This is a genomic window from Lampropedia puyangensis (assembly GCF_004833285.1).
In the GTDB taxonomy this organism is placed as follows: domain Bacteria; phylum Pseudomonadota; class Gammaproteobacteria; order Burkholderiales; family Burkholderiaceae_C; genus Lampropedia; species Lampropedia puyangensis.
Genome location: NZ_STFG01000016.1, coordinates 15676 through 32902, shown reverse-complemented (window position 1 = coordinate 32902; position 17227 = coordinate 15676). Strand labels below are relative to the sequence as shown.

Genomic DNA, 17227 nt, shown 5'->3' with positions numbered 1-17227 from the left:
ATGCACACAACCGAGATACTGGCTGCTGTTGCCAGTGGCCAGCGCAGCGCGCGCGAAGTGGTGCAAACCACACTGGCGCACATCGCCCGCGTAGACGGCCAGCTCAATGCCTTCACCGCCACCACAGCAGAACGTGCGTTGGCTCAAGCCGATGCACTGGACCAACGCCGCCGCCAAGGCCACACCTTGCCGCCTTTGGCTGGCTTGCCCTTTGCCGTCAAAAATCTTTTTGACATTGAGGGCTTGCCTACCCTAGCGGGCGCACAAATCCATACCAATGCAGCACCAGCAACGGCCGACGCCCAATTGGTGCAGCGGCTCAGCGCAGCAGGCGCCATTTTGGTTGGGGCGCTGAACATGGATGCATATGCCTACGGTTTCACCACCGAGAACTCGTTCTTTGGCCCTACGCACAACCCCCATGCACTCGATCGCATCGCTGGCGGCTCCTCGGGCGGCAGTGGCGCTGCAGTGGCTGCTGGCTGTGTGCCGCTGGCGCTGGGCTCAGATACCAATGGCTCGATTCGGGTTCCCGCCTCGCTGTGCGGCACTTGGGGGCTCAAACCCACCTTCGGACGCCTCACCCGGCGCGGCACATTCCCTTTTGTGCACAACCTCGACCACCTCGGCCCATTGGCTGACAGCGTGGAGGGCCTGGCCCTCTCGTACGACACGATGCAAGGCCCTGATGCGCTAGACCCTGCGTGCCACGCCACCCGCATTCAGCCCACAGCCTCGCTCTTGCAGCAGCCTCTGAGCGGACTGCGCATTGGCATATTGGACGGTTATTTCCATGACTTGGCCAGCGATCCCGCTCGCGAAGTCACTGCACTGGCTGCTCGCACCCTCGGGGCACAAGAAACCGTGACCTGGCCTGCCGCTGAAGCCGCCCGCGCAGCCGCCTTCATCATGACCGCCAGTGAGGGCAGCAACCTCCATCTGGATGATTTGCGTACCCGCGCTGACGAGATTGAACCGCTGTCAGTCGATCGGTTTTTCTCCGGCGCACTGCAGCCAGCAGCGTGGTATGTGCAAGCCCAGCGCTTTCGCCGGTGGTATCGCGATCAGGTAACCGCCCTGTTTCAGCACTGGGATGTGCTGATTGCACCAGCCACCCCGGTTGCCGCCACCTCAATTGGGACGCAATGGCTGGAACTGGCAGGCAAGCGCCACCCTTGCCGCGCCGCCATTGGGCTGCTGACACAGCCTATTTCATTTGCGGGTTGCCCCGTTGCCGTAGCGCCGATGTGGCCCTCAACCACCCAAGGTTTACCCATTGGAGTGCAGTTGATCGCTGCTCCGTGGAATGAAGCCCTGTGCCTGCGCGCAGCCTACCAATTGCAAAGCCAGGGTGTCGCCGGGTTGCGCCCAAGTTTGGTGCAAACGCCCTGAACCGTGCACCGCTTGGTCGCACGTTTTCCCTCCTTCGAAAGCCCCTTATGGACATCAATATTCCCTTCATCGTCGAAGAAGTCAGCGCTGTATTTGCACGTTACGAACAAGCCTTGGTCAGCAACGATGTGCAAACGCTTGATGCACTGTTCTGGAACAGCCCGCACACCATTCGCTACGGCGCCAGCGAGAACCTCTATGGCTACGACGCGATTGCGCAGTTTCGCCATGCACGCTCGCCAGCAGGTTTAGCGCGCACTGTTTTGCGCACAGCCATCACGACATACGGGCTGGATTTGGCCACCACCAACATCGAATTCCAACGCACAGGCTCTGACCGCATTGGCAGGCAAAGCCAAGTGTGGGCACGTATGCCCGAAGGCTGGCGCGTGGTGTCTGCCCACGTCAGCGTGATGCAAACGCCTGCGGCAGCGCCAGCATTGCTCCCCGACACAAGTGGCACGCCCCTTGCTTAACGTTTTGTACACGATCTTGTGTACAAGAAGGTATTCCAAACAACCGATCCCCCTCATCGTTGACCTCAACCCAAGACTGCTAAGGAAACACCATGCTCTCTCGCCGACTCTTACTCGCCACCCTGTCCTCTTGCGTACTGGCTTTGTCGATTGCGACTCCTGCGCAAGCCCAAGACAAAGTGATCAAAGTAGGCACACTCAAGTTGATTCACGGCATTACCCCTTACTTCTACGACCAGTTCACGCCCCCTGGCTACAAGATCGAAGTGCTGACCTTTGAAACCCCGACCGACGGCAAGAACGCCATCGTGACCAAGTCGGTCGATTTCGGCACCTTTGGCCTGGCCGCTGCCACTCTGGGCGCAGCCGCTGGTGAACCGGTCACCATCATTGCCCCGCAGTCCAATGGCGGCATGGCCATCGTGGCCAAAAAAGGCGCTGGCATCAGCAGCTTCAAGGAACTCAAAGGCAAGCGCGTGGGCGTTCTGCCGGGCACCACACAAGAAGCCGTGTTTCTGGAGCGCCTCAAAGCAGAGGGCATGACGATCAAAGACGTGCAATCGGTTCGTGTCTCGTTCAGTGAAATGGCCAGTGCGCTGGAGCGCGGCGATGTGGACGCGTATGTGGGCGCCGAACCCGGCCCGTCGATCAGTGTCTCACGCGGCGTGGGTGAAATTTTGGAGCTGCCCTACAGCACGCCCGCAGGCTCGATCAATATGGTGATGGCCACCCACTCCGACAAGATCAAGGGCGATCCAGAAACCGTCAAAGTGTTTTTGGAGATCCACAAAAAAGCCACCGAGTTTGCCAACAGCAACCGCCCTGCCTTGATCGAGAAAGCCGGCGCTGTGTTGGGCCTCTCGCCTGAGCTGGCCGATCTGGCGGCCAACAACGTCGAGCTGGCCTGGAAGATTGACGACGCCTACGTGGATCGCGCCAAGTTCTACGGTTCGCTGATGCTCGAGCGCAAGCAAATTCGCCGCTTGCCCAACTACGAGACCTTCATCAATACCGATCTCGCACCGAAATAAGTTCTCATATTCCTTGATTTGAGCTTGAGGTGTGCGGCCACTGCCTGTGTCTAGGCAGTGTGCCTGCACCTCCCCCGAATGATAAAAGCAGGATGAATACGATGGCCACCATTGACGCCAAAGTCACGCTCAGCCCAGACGCTGGACTGGCGCCTCAAGCGAGCGCAGGCACCAATCCCCCCAAAACTGTGTCTCCCCAAGAAGAGCTGCTGATGCCGCCCGCGCCCAGCCGCCTCAAGCTCTGGCTCCATAAGTGGCTCTTGCCCATCATCTTGCCAATCGCTTTGCTGATCGCCTGGGATCTGGCTGTGCGCTTCTCAGGCACGATGCTGGTGCCCTCGCCCAAGGAAGTTGCGCTGATGCTGTGGGACTTCATGTTCGGCGGCATTTACGACGATGCATTCAGCCAAACCTTATGGGTTCACTGGATTAAATCGGTCGAACGCGTCTACCTCGGTTTTGGCCTCGCCGTTTTAATTGGTATTCCACTGGGCTTGGTCATTGGCAAGAACACCACGGCGCGCCGCTTTATTGACCCGACCTTGCAGATGCTGCGCCCGATTCCGGTCACCGCCTGGCTGCCGCTGTCGATGATTTTCTTTGGCGTTGGCCCCAATGCTGCGGTGTTTCTGGTGTTCCTCGGTGCGGTATTCCCGATTGTCATCAACACCACCTTTGGCGTGCGCTCGGTCGAGCCGCGCCTGTTTGAAGCCGCTGCGATGCTGGGCTGTGGTGGCGCGCAAATGTTCCGCCAAGTCGTCCTGCCTGCGGCCATGCCCTCGATCTTCAACGGCCTGCGTTTGGGCCACGGCATTGCTTGGTTCCTGATCGTCGTCGGTGAGATGACCGGCGTACCCCAGGGTCTGGGCGCAGCCATCATGGACGGCCGCATGCTGTCGCGCACCGATGTGGTGATGGCCGGCATGATCGTAATTGGCCTGACAGGCTTTATCACCGACCGCATTTTGGTGAGCCTCAACAACCACTTCCTCAAATGGAGCCCGCAGCACAATGTCTAAACCAACGATGACCGACCGCTCCGCGCCGATTCTGAACATCCACGGCCTGAGCAAAGTATTCAACCTCAATGGCAAGCCCATCCATGCGTTGAAGGATGTCAACCTGGAGATCCAAAAAGGCGAATTCATTTGCCTGATTGGGGCCTCTGGCTGCGGCAAATCGACCTTGTTGCGCATCATTGGTGGCTTTGAAGATGCGAGCTCTGGCGTTGCGCGGCTCTACCACACGCCGATTGAAGGCCCCGGCCCGGAGCGCGGCATGGTGTTTCAGGACTACGGCCTGTTTCCCTGGCTGACGGTGCGCCAAAACATTGCCTTTGGCCCCAAACAACGCGGCCTGCCCGCAGCCAAGCTCAAAGAGCTGTCGGACTACTATCTGGACATGGTGGGCCTCTCCAAGTTCGCTGACCACTTCCCCGGCCAGTTGTCAGGCGGCATGAAGCAACGCGTCTCGATTGCCCGCGTGCTGGCCAACGATTGCGACGTGCTGCTGATGGACGAGCCGTTTGGCGCGCTGGATGCGCTGACCCGCGAAGTGCTGCAGCAAGAGCTGCTCAACATCTGGGAGCGCACCAAGCTGACCGTGATCTTTGTGACCCACGCGGTCGAAGAAGCGGTGCTGCTGGCCGACCGTGTCGTCGTGATGACCGCAGGGCCGGGCCGCATTGAGCGCGATTACCGCATTCCGCTGGATCGGCCTCGCCACATCACCGCGCCAGAATTCAACCATGTGCGCCAAGAGCTCACCGAGATGCTCACCAGCCACGTCTCGCACGCAAAAGCCGCATGACACTGGATACTTTTCTGGCCTTGCCACAATCCGCGCGTGACGCGGCCTACGACAACACTGCCGCTGTCGCCAACAGCGCCGCACAACTGCAAGCTTTTGAAGCCCGCAGCGCGCTGGTGGCCAAGCTGCCACAAGCCTTGCTCAATCAAAGGTATGGCCCCACACCTCGCGAGCAATTCGACTTTTTCAGTGGCCCCACCGGGTCAGACACCGTACTGTTCATCCACGGTGGCTACTGGCAAATGCGGCACAAAGACACCTTCCGCTTCGTGGTCGAAGGGGCCTTGACGCAAGGTGCAAGTGCGGCCCTCATTGGCTACACCTTGGCGCCTGAAGCAGCCTTGCACACCATCATCGACCAAGTGCACCAAGGCATTGCAGCAGTGAGCACACAAGCGCTGGCCGCAGGGCACAGTGGCCGCATCCGTTTGTGCGGCTGGTCCGCCGGAGGGCATTTGACCGCCATGGCCATGGACAGGCCCGAAGTCATTGCAGGCCTTGGCATCAGTGGCATTTACGATCTCGCCCCCATCTGCCACACGTATTTAAATGCTGCGCTGCAATTGCATGAAGCTGACGCCTTGACGCTCAGCCCGCTGCGCGCCCAAGTGCCCAACAAACCATTCATAACGGCCTACGGCACGGCTGAATTGCCTGCCCTGCAAGCGCAAAGCACCACCTATGCGCACTACACCAACACCCGTGCATTGGCTATAGAAGGGGCTGACCACTTCAGCATCCTGAATGCGCTGGCCGCTTCTGAGGGGGCGTTGCTCCAAGCGCTTTTGCAAGCCTAAAAGCAGTCTGCGCACCAGCCCTTCTACGCGTTTTAGCCAGTGGTGTGTGGCCGCACACGCGTAGAAGGCATGCGCCAGGCACGCCACAGCAAAGTCATGGCGTCTGCCTTGTGGATGGTGGGCCTGTCCACATAACAGCGGTAGCCGCCTTGCTCCATCTTCTCCAGCACACGCAAGCCCGCCTGGATCACCACACGAATTTCCCAACCCGCACGACCTGATAAACGTTGCACCAAAGGCATGCCTTGGTGCATGCACTCACGCGTCCAGCCGACCAAATGGGCCATCATGTCCGTCAAGGCGCGTGGCTGCTGCCCCTGCGAAATGGCCTGCTGCTGCATGGGGCGTGACACCCCAAAGGCACTGGCATCGCGTTCTGGTACATACCAACGCCCTCGTGGAATGTCGTGCTGCAGGTCTTGCCAGAAATTGATCAGCTGCAACGCGGTACACACGGCATCGCTTTGTTGCAAGGCCATGGCATCATCCACACCATGCAAATGCAGCAGCAAGCGTCCAATCGGGTTAGCAGAACGGTCGCAGTAATCCAGCAATTCAGTCTGGTCGCTATAGCCTTGGCCGGTCGCGGTTTTTTTCACGTCTTGCTCAAAGGCGCTGAGCAAGGCATCCAATAAGGGCAGCGGCAGGCCAAACGCCACAACTTGCTGGTGCAAGGCCGCAAACAACGGCGCCCAATGCGCAGGCGGCTCCATCTCCTGCCATAGGCACAAACGATATTCACGCAATTGCCTCAGCCGTTCGGCTACGGCCACATCGTCCTCATCGGCAATATCGTCAGCCGTGCGCGCATAGTGGTAAATGGCAGCCACGGGCGCACGCAGATGCGCCGGGCACAACCACGTGGCCACGGGAAAATTTTCATAGTGCCCAATGGGCTTGTATGCAGCGGTGTCTTGAGGCATAGCCCATATTAGAACGTGTTTACGACCTCCACGCAGACCGCGTTGGAGTCCCAAAAGATGCGATGCGCGGCAAAAACCGCAGTCGGACTATCTGCCCGGCGATGGTTTTTAACACAGCAGCGCGCTTTTGGGCTCCAACCGGAAGCGCAAGGCCTAAAAAAAACGCATTGCGGCATTGCCCGTTTTCTTTTGAGTCTTGCACCGATGATCGGCGCTGTTGTCAGCGTCGTACAGCAGGAATGGCCATCTGCATGTGGATGCTCTGCCACACCGGGTCTTGGTCTCGGTGAATAACCACAAACCCCTGCTTAGACCAAAACGCCTGCGCTCCTGGCAGAAATGGATGCGTGTGGAGATACAGCATCTCGCACCCCTGCCCTTGGGCATGGCACTGCAACGCAAGCCACAGCGCGGAACCAAGCCCATGCTGGCGATAGGCTGGCTGTACAAATAAACGGACCACCTCGGCTACAAGCACTTCTTTGGGTAGATTCAGATGCGCAAACCGGTGGTCATACGCACGGTAACCGATCGTTCCCAGCACAGCGCCGTGCACATCCACTGCAGCGAGCATGCACCCGCTATCAGTGCCGTATACCGCATCAAAAAACTGCAAATCGTGTGGCATACCCTGTGCCGCCATACGCGCCCCAAACATGCTCGACCTTGCGTGCAATTGAAAATCCAGCACACGCTGCACGTCGTGCACACGCCGAATGGAAAAAGACAATTGTTCAAACATAGGTTGTACGGGCGAAAGGCCTGCTGCTCAGGCTAAAAACAAACGGCGTTTCGGCCTTGCTGCTTCGCGGCGTACAAGGCAGCGTCTACTGTTTTGAGTAATGCAACCACCGATTGCCCTGGCGCACTGACAGCACAGCCAACACTCAATGTGGGACTGAATGTTTGCCCCTCCCAGGAACAATTCAAAGACTGCACCGCCATGCGTAACTGTTCAGCCAGCGCCGCCGCTTCTTCTACGCCTGTAGCGGGCACAACAAGCAAAAACTCATCGCCGCCCCAGCGCACGACCTCATCCAAATTGCCTGCGTGCATGTGCAGTGTTTCAGCAATTTTGCGCAACACGTAATCTCCGCAAACATGCCCCATTTGATCATTGATGGATTTGAAATGGTCCACATCGCACATGATCAAGGCAAATGGCACCGCTGCTTGCGTGAAGCGCGCATGTTCAGCCTCAAGCCGTTGCTGGCCTGCACGGCGATTGGATACATGGGTCAACTGGTCGGTATGAGAGAGGAAATGGTTTTCATCTGACAGCATTTTCAAATCGTGGATGTCGCGAAACGTCACGATATGCATATTGGGCATGCTCTCTGGCCGCACCTGCGCAGTGACCACAAACCAACGCTGCTGCCCACTCTTGCATTGAATCAGTGCGCTGGTCTCTGCAATCTGGCGGCCTTGCGCCAAGCTTTCATGGATGGCTTGGTACCACTCTTGCCGCACTTGTGCTCTCATCACAGGATCGGGGTAAGCCACTTCAAACCAACGTTCAATATCCGGAATTTCATCCAGGGTGTAGCCAATCTGCGCGAGAAAAGCTGCATTCAGAAAGCGTGGGTGGTTAAAGGAATTGTCATCCCCCGTCATTTCAGCGGCCAATGCCGGAATCGGTATCACATCGAGAAATTCAAAGATAGCGGTGGGGTACATGGCTATGGCCTTATGGGTAACATCGCATTCCAACAGCAGCGTAGATTAACGCCACGAACCATTCAAAGGGTTTAATCTACAGAATTGCCAACAGGCATTGCAAGGCCGTGCAGTGAAGCGCCCGGCCGTATCCAAGCACACCACATGGGAGTATCAACAACATGCTCAAAACAATCGGCGGCGTAGAAATCCAAGCGAAACACAGAGCCTCCTGCCATTGCGGATCGGTGGTGCTGGAATTGAGTCTTCCTGACGGAGTCGTCAATCCGCGCCGCTGCGATTGCTCCCTGTGCCGACGCCGAGGTGCCATTGTGGCTTCTGTCCCCTTGGATGGCATTCGCATCCTTAAAGGCCAAGAATATTTGAAGCTCTACCAATTCAACACATTCACGGCCAAACACTACTTCTGCTCGCACTGCGGCATTTATACACACCATCAACGCCGCTCCACCCCCCACGAATACGGGTACAACGTCGCTTGCCTTGAAGGCGTGAATCCGTTGACCCTTGAACACGTTCCAACGTATGACGGCGTCCACCACCCGGCAGACCGGCAAGACGCAAGCCAACCACATCAATAGACACATTGGTATTTTCTTGCCTGCGCGCGCCTCAAGCAGGGATGCACCCAAAACGGTACCAACACGGGTTAGAATCGCCCCGCTTTGGTTTCGTAAGAAGTTGTTCAGTCGCGTGCTGCACAACAGGGAATCCAGTGGTGTTGGCTCAACTGCCAACGCCCATGAAATGGAACTGCCCCCGCAACTGTAGGTCATGAGCTGGCTCTCAAACAAGTCACTGGATGTCCAATCCGGGAAGGCGCAGAGCAGGCGATGAATGGCCAGTCAGGAGACCTGCCAGAGCGCAACATAGTCATTGCCGGCGGGGTGTCCGGGAAGTGAACAGCGTTCAGCATATGAGGTTTTCCTGCACACCGGCCCTGCGCTTGTGCGGGCGCTTGTCACACGTGCTGGCTGTTGCTTCCATGGGGTCCCGCACCACTTTGGAAGGACCCATTCGATGCCGATGCCCCTACTGACTCCGCGCACCCTGCTAGCCAGCGCCTTGAGCCTACTGCCCTTTGTGGCTGGAGCCACCACTTACCCGCTGAACGTCGAGAACTGCGGCTACACCGTGGCCTATGACAAAGCGCCCGCCTCAGTCGTCACAATCGGGCAAGCAGGCACGGAAATGCTCTACGCATTGGACTTGGGCGACAAGCTCGTAGGCACCTCCCTGTGGTTCAACCCTGTGCTGCCCCAGTTCAAGAGCATCAACGACAAGGTCGAGCGCTTGGCTGACAACGATCCCAGCTTTGAATCGGTGATCGGCAAGCGCCCCGCGCTGATAGTGTCACAATTTGAATGGATGGTGGGCAAAGACGGCGTGGTCGGCACCCGCGAACAGTTTCACGACCTGAGCATTGCTACCTACGCCATGCCCTCAGACTGCGAAGGCAAGAACAACTTAACCGGCGCAGACGGCACCCGAACAGCCGCCTACGATGTGCAGGCCTTGTACAAAAGCATCCACCAGTTGGCCCAAATTTTTGATGTTGAACCCCGTGGCCAAGCGCTGGTACAAGCGCTTACCCAACGCCAAACCCAAGCCGTGGCTAAAGTCCAAGCGTCCCCACACAAAGACCTGACCGCAGCACTTTGGTTCTCCAGTGCCGATTTGGCCATTGACCCCTATATGGCGGGACAAAAAGGCGTGGCAGGCTACATGATGCAAACGCTGGGTCTGCGCAATATCGTCAGCTCCGCCGAAGAATGGCCCACCGTGGGCTGGGAAACCATCGCCAAGGCCAACCCATCTATCTTGATCATCGCGCGCATGGATCGCCGCCGCTTTCCTGCTGACGACTACGAGAAAAAACTGGAATTCCTCAAAAGTGACCCCGTCACCCAACACATGGATGCCGTGAAGAACAACCGCATCGTGGTTGTCGATGCCGATGCCCTGCAAGGCTCTATCCGCCTAGTCGATGGCATGGAGCAAATTGCCGATGCCGTACTCCAACTACAAGCCAAGGCCCCCTAAATTGGCACCCAAGTACACAAGAGCGCCAGGGTTCTACGCCGCATGATCACACCGCATCTGCCACGCCTTTTGGTGCGCGGCGCCATTGCCGCGGCGATCCTGTTCGCAGCCGTGCTGCTGGGCATAGCGATTGGAGAAACCGTCATCCCCGTGCGCGTGGTGTATGAGGTACTCAGCAACAAGCTGGTAGGCACCCAGTATGTGGTCGATCCCATCGACCAGGGCATCGTGTGGAATTACCGGCTTACCCGCGCCTTGGTCGCGGCAGGCTGTGGTGCAGGGCTGGCCATCTCTGGCGTGATGCTGCAGTCATTGCTGCGCAATGCGCTGGCAGAGCCCTATTTATTGGGCATTTCAGCGGGCGCCTCAACCGGAGCGGTGCTGGTGTCGGTGGTGGGCCTGGGCGCGGGCGCTATCTCGATGACGACGGGCGCTTTTTTTGGCGCCGTGTGCGCCTTCACGATGGTGGCACTATTGGCCCATGCAGCAGGCAGCGGCGGCTTGCGCAACAGTGGCCAGATTGTGCTGGCTGGTATTGCAGGCTCACAACTGTTCAACGCCCTCACCTCGCTGATCATCACCCAATCGGGTAGTGCCGAACAAGCGCGCGGCATCATGTTCTGGCTGCTAGGCAACCTCAGTGGCGTGCGTTGGGCAGACACGGTGCTCTCCACGACCGTGGCCTTGGTGGGTATTGTGGTGTGCCTGTGGCATTGCCGTGCCTTGGACGCCTTCACCTTTGGTAGTGAGTCGGCCGCTTCGCTGGGCGTGCCTGTGCGGCGCGTGCAATTGACCTTGTTGCTGGTGGCCGCCTTGATCACTGCAGTGATGGTCTCCATCGTGGGGGCCATTGGTTTCGTAGGCTTGGTCATTCCCCATGCCGCACGCATGTTGGTTGGCGTTCGCCACAGCCGATTAATTCCCGCCAGCGCACTGATAGGCGCCGTGTTCTTGATCGCAGCCGACGTCGTCTCTCGCATCCTGATCCCAGGCCAGGTGCTCCCCATTGGCGTGATTACCGCTTTGGTGGGTGCCCCTGTGTTTGCCGGCATATTGCTCAAAGGGCAAGGGGCCCGCCCATGACGCACGCACACGCCCCCTTGCTGCTACAAGCCCAGCACATCGGTTGGCGCGCCAAAGGCGTGCCAATCGTGCGCGATGTATCCATTGCGCTGCATACAGGTGAAACCTTGGGGCTGATTGGGCCCAATGGTTCAGGCAAATCCACCTTGCTGCGCTTGCTCACAGGCATACTCGCACCCGACCAAGGCGAGGTTTTGCTGCATGGCAGCCCCCTGCGCCATCTCTCCAGACGCGCCATTGCACAGCAATTGGCTCTGGTGTCGCAGATGGCAGAAACACTCGACGCCATCCAAGTCTGGGATGCCGTCGAGCTTGGGCGCACACCCTGGCTTTCCGCCTTGCAACCACTATCCCCTGATGACCACAACACAGTCCGGGAAGCCATTGCCGCGGTAGGACTGCAAGACAAAGCACGCAGCGCCTGGAACACTTTGTCGGGGGGCGAGCGCCAGCGCGTGCACATTGCCCGCGCGCTGGCCCAGCAACCGCGTGTGCTGCTGCTTGATGAGCCCACCAACCACCTTGATATCCACCAACAGCTCTCGCTGATGCAGTTGGTGCAATCGCTGCCCATTGCCAAGGTTGTGGCCCTGCATGACCTCAACCAAGCCCTGCTCTGCGATCGGCTGGCCGTCATGCACCAGGGGCAACTGGTGCGCGTGGGCACCCCAGATGAAGTGCTCACCCCCGCCTTGCTGCAGGACATTTTCAAAGTCCACATGCGCACACTGATCGACCCACTCGATGGCACGCGCGTGCTGCGTTTCCAATCTCTGTCTTCTTCTTAAACCATGACCTTGCGCCCCTTCACCCGTACCCTGCCCTTGTTGCTGGGCCTCTCGTTTGCATTGGCCTCGCATGCCGAAACCTATGAAGTCAAAATGCTCAACCGCGGCGCCCAAGGTGCCATGGTCTACGAACCTGACTTTGTGAAACTCACACCGGGCGACAAAATCAAGTTTTTGGCCAGCAGTAACGGCCACGATGCGGCCTCCATTGCAGGCATGCTGCCCGAAGGCGCCAGCCCCTTCAAGGGCAAGATCAACGAAGAGATCGAAGTCACCTTCACCCAAGAAGGGCTGTATGGCATCAAGTGCCTGCCCCATTACGCCATGGGCATGGTGATGCTGGTGCAAGTGGGCGATGCGCCGCTGTCTGCACTGAACGTACCTGCCGACGCGCCCGCACGCGCCAAGCAACGCTTTGAGAACATTGCCGCCCGCACAATCCCATAACGGCCAGCGCACCCAGCAAACCCACTCCATTAAAGCTATGAACCACCGCCCCTTTGCGCCTGCAGCCCCCATGCGCCATCTCTGCATCGCCGCAGCAACACTGGCCACCCTGGCAACTGCCCATGCTGGCACGCAAGATGATGCCCAAGGCTTCATTGCAGGCAGCAGCCTGAACATGCTCAACCGCTACGTGTACGAGCAACTGGACTACCAGCATGGCAGCACATTCCGTGCGACCAATGGTGAGCGCAGCAAAACGCAAGCGACCGAATCGGCCTATGGGTTGATGCTGCAGTACCAATCGGGCTACACACGTGGCCCCATAGGGCTTGGCCTGGATGCACAAGCCTATGGCGCCATCAATCTCGGCACCGATGCAAACAGCGCCCGCGCCACGCCGCGCTATGTAGCCAAAGATGGGCAAGGCATTCCCAATCGCTTTGGCAGGGCAGGCGCCGCACTGAAAATTCGCCTGTCCTCCACAGAGTTGAAGCTTGGTGAAATCCGCACGAAAAACCCGATCTTCAGCAGCTCTGACTCGCGCTTGCTACCCGAATCGAACCGTGGGTGGCTAATCAGCAGCAGCGACATTCCTACGTTGGCCCTGCAAGCCGGGCGTTTCACAGGCTGGGCCGACCGCAACGCCCGCAAAAGCAATAACCCATTGCAGGCCAACTACTCCGGCGCCCAAGGTGATGCGTTCCGTTTCATGGGCGGCGCTTGGAGTCCCGCAGGGCAAACGTTCTCATTGAGCAGCTACTTTGGCCAATACGAAGACAACTGGAACACGTGGTACCTAGGAGGCTTTTACAAACGGCCACTGGAGAACAATCGTGCCCTCTCCGTCAACCTGAATCTGTATCGCAACACCGACACGGGCCAGGCCCAATCGGGCGAAGTGAACAACACCACCTGGAGCTTGCTTGGCACCTACGCAACCGGGCCACACAAGATCGGCGTGGGTTACCAAAAAGTGCACGGAAACAGCCCTTTTGACTACGTCAACCGCGGCTCCATCTGGCTGGATAACGCCATGCAACTCTCCGACTTCAACGGGCCACAAGAGGCCTCATGGCAAATCAAGTACGAACTGGATTTGGCAACCCTCCTCAGCCCCGGCTGGAGCGCAGGCATCGCCTACACCCGAGGCTCTGGCATTGACAACAACCACCTCAACAGTGTGTATGCCAACTACTTGGGTTACAGCGGCCACAACGGCAAGCACTGGGAACGCGATGCAGTGCTGCGTTATGCCGTGCCTAGCGGCAGGGCCAAGGGCCTGAACCTGCAACTGCGCTACAGCATGCATCGCACCAACGCTGCGCAAGGCGAAGCCAACATCGACCAAATCAAGTTACAGGCCGAGTTCCCGTTCAAGCTGTTTTGATGTGGCTACCGCACAGACAAAAGCGGTGAATGCAAGGCCTTGATGGCCCCTCCACCGCTTTCAGTCACCTTTTTTGTTTGAGGCGAGTTTATGCAGCTTGACGGCGTCGCCCCAGTCGCACCCCCATCAAAGCAGCAAGTGCAGACAACAGCGCCAGTTTCCAGACATCCAACACGGGTACCGCAACAGGATTAGGCGCACCTGGTGCGGCCACCAATACCGGGACCAATGGATCGACGATCACACCAAGTTGGTCAGGCGCACTGTCGCCCAGTCCATTGTCCGTCACGCTGTAAGTCACCGTTCGGCGGTCTGCACTGAGCGTCAGGTCCAACGAGGTCGCCGCATCTTGCGGATCAAACCAACCCCTTTGGGGATCTGCCTTACGGAAACGCACGCCTTCAGGCAATGGCTCTGGGTAGTTCAGGCTGACAGTGACAGCCCCCACACACGATGTGGCGGTAAAGTAAAACTGCCCATGGGGGGTGGAGGTGGTATTGGGCGGTACGTTTGTCACTTCACCAAAGCCACTCTCAGAAGTCAAGGTGCAAGTGGCACCACCTCCTGACAGCGTTGCACTTGCTACACCCGCCATCCCAGGAACGCTTCCATCGGCTGATTCAACCTCCAACAACACCGGCGCAACAGGTTCACTGGGCGCAGAACTGGCGCTTGTCCCAACCTCATTAGTGGCCTGGGCCGTGAAGGTATAAGACGTGCCATTGGTTAAACCAGTGATCACTATCGGTGAGTCGTCTCCCATAACAGGCGGTACATCTGCCGGACTGGTAGTAACGGTATAACCGGTAATCGCCACACCCCCCGTATTGGTTGGTGCGGTAAAGGCCACACTCACCTGACCATTACCCGCAGTGGCCGCCACGTTGGTGGGAGCGCCTGGAGTTACCGGGTTGACCGTGAAGGTCTGGGACACCTGGGCTGGAAACCAGGATGAATCCCCTGCCTGATTAGCATAAATGGTACAAGTACTGGCACGTAAAAAGGTCAATGCACCACCGCTCGTGATAGTACAAACGTTGGTGGTAGAGGAAATGAAGCTAACGGTTAAACCAGAGGTGGAGCTTGCGGTCAACGTTGGCGATGTGCCAAAGTTCTGCGCTCCAGGGTTGGCAAACGTAATGGTTTGCGGAGACGCTGGGGTAATTGCATTGGAAGCTGCTGACGCACTCCCCGTCAATGAGGCCTCGTTAATGGCAGTGACCGTGAAGGTATATTCCGTACCGTTGATCAACCCCGTCACCGTAATCGGCGAGCTTGCACCTGTTCCAGTAAAACCACCAGGGTTAGAGGTCACGGTATACCCTGTGATATTCACCCCACCATTACTGGCGGGAGCAGTAAAGGTTACGTCTGCTTGGCGATTACCCGCTATCGCAGTACCTATGGTGGGTGCGCCAGGTGCCACCGTATTTACCGTAAAGGTCTGACTCACTGTTGCCGAATTCCAGGCACTATTGCCTGACTGATGTGCCTCAATAGTACAAGAACCTGTGCCCACAAAGGTGAGGATTCCATCCGAGGTAATCGTACACACGCCAGTCGTTGCTGAACTGAAGGAAACCTGCAAACCGGAGTTTGATGTAGCAGTCAGTGTTGGTCGAGTACCAAAGTTTTGAGCCCCGGGATTGGCAAAGGTAATCGTCTGGTTACCTTTTGGCGTGGCAGCATTGGAAGCTCCCGATGCCGTACTGGTTCCAACCGCATTAGTCGCCGTTACCGTGAAGGTATAGGTAGTACCATTGGTCAGGCCTGTCACAGTGAGCGGTGTCCCCGGACCGCTCGCTGTGATGCCATCGGGGTTGGCCGTGACGGTGTACCCAGTAATCGGCGAGCCGCCATTGTTACCCGGGGGAGTAAAAGAAACCGAAACCTGTCCATTGCTTGCAGTGGCAGTGCCTATGGTTGGCGCAGGCGGGGCCATAGAAACCAGGACATTATGGATAGCACCCGCGGTATAACCCCCGTAAATAAAACTATTCCAACGGTCCACAATATTATGGGTCGCCCGCAAATCCAGCCTGAGAGAACCCACCCCTCTCAAATCAGTAACGGTCACATCCGCTTGATTAGCTGAATGGATGACTGAGCTAATCGTCCCCGATGCTGAGCCAGTCGAGCTTAGCTCAAAATCCGTTACATCGACATTCGAGACTCTCTTGCTGAAATCAACATGGAAGGTCACCTGCGATGCTCCGTTCCCGGGAGGAGAAGCGATGGTAATCCCTAGCACTGCGGGAGGCACGGCGTCCATCGACACGATTGCTGCCAGCGACAGGCTGATGGTGTCCACCCCACCATTGGCTGTGCCGCCGTTGTCCTGCAGGCTGGTAATGGTCACCACCCTAGGCGCCAAGCTGTTGAAATCCGGCGAGATGTTACGGTAAGTTATGAAATTGACCAGAGTCTGTAACTGGGTGGAATTTAACGTACCGTTGCTCAACGTGACCGTTGCCGTACCCGCTGCCAGACTCACGTTGTAGGTCAGGCCATTCGTTACTGTTGTTCCTGGATTCATTGTGCTAACAAGGGCAATGGACGTTCCATCCACCTCGAGCTGTTCAGAGACGCCATCACTCAGGTTAGTGACCGTGAGCGTGACGGATTGAAAGCTCTGGCCAGACTCGATGGTGCTGGCTGAAGCGGCGCTAAACAAGGTGACCGCACCACTACCTTCAGTAAAGGAGGGGTTAGCTGGTGTAGCTGTCAATGTTGGCGCACTGTTTACCGCGGTTATGCTAAGGGTTTTGGTGACAGGCGCACTGTTGCTTGTGCCGTCATTTACCACAAAGCTGATGGTTCGGTTGCTGGTGTTTGGGTTGTTGGAACTGTTGTGGTAAGTCACAGAATTTAGCGCCGCCTGATACTGGGCGATGGTGGCATTCCCCGTGAGAGTCAGTACACCGGTTCCAGAATTGTAGGAGCCGCTAATGCCGTTCTGGGCAATAAAAGCCAATACATCCTGCCCGCTCTGGAAATTGCCGATTATGGAAACCGTGGCAAAAGCCATGTAGAGCGTGTCGGCGTCGGTCAGTACCAGGCCGGGGTCAATCGCCACTGCAGGAAAGCCTTCGGTATAGGCAGTGGTGCCGCCAGATGTGGTAACGACTGGGGCTGCGACCGCGGCATTGGCAAACAATGCGTGGCCAGTAAATAACGCCATCCAACATAAAAGTAAAAGCATTCTTACGGCTTTTACTGCGAAAGTTCTGGCATGAATGGCAGTTGATGGCATGAAGATTGTCTTTTCAATGGATTGCTGCGGCGTTGGGGCTGGTTGTGCCGCACTGTGTATACGAAAGCAAAACAAGTACCAACACTGCTGCCAGTGGTGTGTATTTACCGCGTTGCACATG

General features: G+C 57.6%; 16 protein-coding genes and 1 riboswitch. Of the genes, 12 read left to right on the top strand and 4 right to left on the bottom strand.

Features of this window, described 5'->3' with window-relative positions:
- The 6 genes from E9531_RS13075 to E9531_RS13050 all read left to right on the top strand — a co-directional run bounded on the left by E9531_RS13075 (position 1) and on the right by E9531_RS13050 (position 5505).
- Positions 1-1392, top strand: a complete 1392-nt coding sequence (locus E9531_RS13075; protein ID WP_136574215.1) for an AtzE family amidohydrolase — start codon at positions 1-3, stop codon at positions 1390-1392.
- Positions 1393-1439: 47 nt separating this feature from the next.
- Positions 1440-1868: an oxalurate catabolism protein HpxZ gene (hpxZ, locus tag E9531_RS13070; protein ID WP_136574214.1), complete on the top strand. Its 429-nt coding sequence runs from the start codon at positions 1440-1442 to the stop codon at positions 1866-1868.
- A 92-nt stretch (positions 1869-1960) separates the two neighbouring features.
- Positions 1961-2899: an ABC transporter substrate-binding protein gene (locus E9531_RS13065; RefSeq protein ID WP_136574213.1), complete on the top strand. Its 939-nt coding sequence runs from the start codon at positions 1961-1963 to the stop codon at positions 2897-2899.
- Between the two features lie 101 nt (positions 2900-3000).
- Positions 3001-3918 (top strand): ABC transporter permease, encoded by a 918-nt coding sequence (locus E9531_RS13060; protein WP_244610107.1) that lies wholly within the window; start codon positions 3001-3003, stop codon positions 3916-3918.
- Entirely contained in the window at positions 3911-4708 is a 798-nt protein-coding gene (locus E9531_RS13055) for an ABC transporter ATP-binding protein (RefSeq protein ID WP_244610106.1), read from the top strand. Before E9531_RS13060 ends, E9531_RS13055 begins: the two co-directional genes overlap by 8 nt.
- Positions 4705-5505, top strand: a complete 801-nt coding sequence (locus tag E9531_RS13050) for an alpha/beta hydrolase (RefSeq protein WP_136574212.1) — start codon at positions 4705-4707, stop codon at positions 5503-5505. Before E9531_RS13055 ends, E9531_RS13050 begins: the two co-directional genes overlap by 4 nt.
- A 32-nt stretch (positions 5506-5537) precedes the next feature.
- Here the strand turns inward: E9531_RS13050 and hpnC are convergent, their stop codons facing one another.
- From hpnC to E9531_RS13035, 3 genes are all read right to left on the bottom strand, one after another.
- Positions 5538-6428 (bottom strand): squalene synthase HpnC, encoded by an 891-nt coding sequence (gene hpnC, locus E9531_RS13045; protein WP_136574211.1) that lies wholly within the window; start codon positions 6426-6428, stop codon positions 5538-5540.
- Positions 6429-6648: 220 nt separating this feature from the next.
- A complete protein-coding gene (locus E9531_RS13040; RefSeq protein ID WP_136574210.1) occupies positions 6649-7170 on the bottom strand; it encodes a GNAT family N-acetyltransferase in 522 nt (173 codons plus the stop codon).
- A 32-nt stretch (positions 7171-7202) separates the two neighbouring features.
- Positions 7203-8105, bottom strand: a complete 903-nt coding sequence (locus tag E9531_RS13035; RefSeq protein WP_136574209.1) for a GGDEF domain-containing protein — start codon at positions 8103-8105, stop codon at positions 7203-7205.
- Positions 8106-8266: 161 nt separating this feature from the next.
- On the opposite strand from E9531_RS13035, the gene E9531_RS13030 reads away from it, so the two are divergent.
- The 6 genes from E9531_RS13030 to E9531_RS13005 all read left to right on the top strand — a co-directional run bounded on the left by E9531_RS13030 (position 8267) and on the right by E9531_RS13005 (position 13853).
- A complete protein-coding gene (locus tag E9531_RS13030) occupies positions 8267-8686 on the top strand; it encodes a GFA family protein (RefSeq protein WP_136574208.1) in 420 nt (139 codons plus the stop codon).
- 68 nt (positions 8687-8754) lie between these two features.
- A riboswitch (cobalamin riboswitch) is annotated at positions 8755-8981 on the top strand.
- 144 nt (positions 8982-9125) lie between these two features.
- On the top strand, positions 9126-10148 hold the full coding sequence (locus E9531_RS13025) for an ABC transporter substrate-binding protein (RefSeq protein ID WP_136574207.1): 1023 nt from the start codon (positions 9126-9128) through the stop codon (positions 10146-10148).
- 42 nt (positions 10149-10190) lie between these two features.
- Positions 10191-11231: a FecCD family ABC transporter permease gene (locus E9531_RS13020; RefSeq protein WP_136574206.1), complete on the top strand. Its 1041-nt coding sequence runs from the start codon at positions 10191-10193 to the stop codon at positions 11229-11231.
- On the top strand, positions 11228-12019 hold the full coding sequence (locus tag E9531_RS13015; RefSeq protein ID WP_136574205.1) for an ABC transporter ATP-binding protein: 792 nt from the start codon (positions 11228-11230) through the stop codon (positions 12017-12019). Before E9531_RS13020 ends, E9531_RS13015 begins: the two co-directional genes overlap by 4 nt.
- Positions 12020-12022: 3 nt before the next feature.
- Positions 12023-12466 (top strand): pseudoazurin, encoded by a 444-nt coding sequence (locus tag E9531_RS13010; RefSeq protein ID WP_136574204.1) that lies wholly within the window; start codon positions 12023-12025, stop codon positions 12464-12466.
- Positions 12467-12503: 37 nt separating this feature from the next.
- Entirely contained in the window at positions 12504-13853 is a 1350-nt protein-coding gene (locus tag E9531_RS13005) for an OprD family outer membrane porin (protein ID WP_136574203.1), read from the top strand.
- 88 nt (positions 13854-13941) lie between these two features.
- On the opposite strand, the gene E9531_RS13000 is transcribed toward E9531_RS13005, so the two are convergent.
- Positions 13942-17034 carry a beta strand repeat-containing protein gene (locus E9531_RS13000; protein WP_211343437.1) on the bottom strand — a complete coding sequence of 1031 codons (3093 nt, stop codon included), beginning with the start codon at positions 17032-17034 and terminating at the stop codon, positions 13942-13944.
- Between the last annotated feature and the right edge of the window lie 193 nt (positions 17035-17227).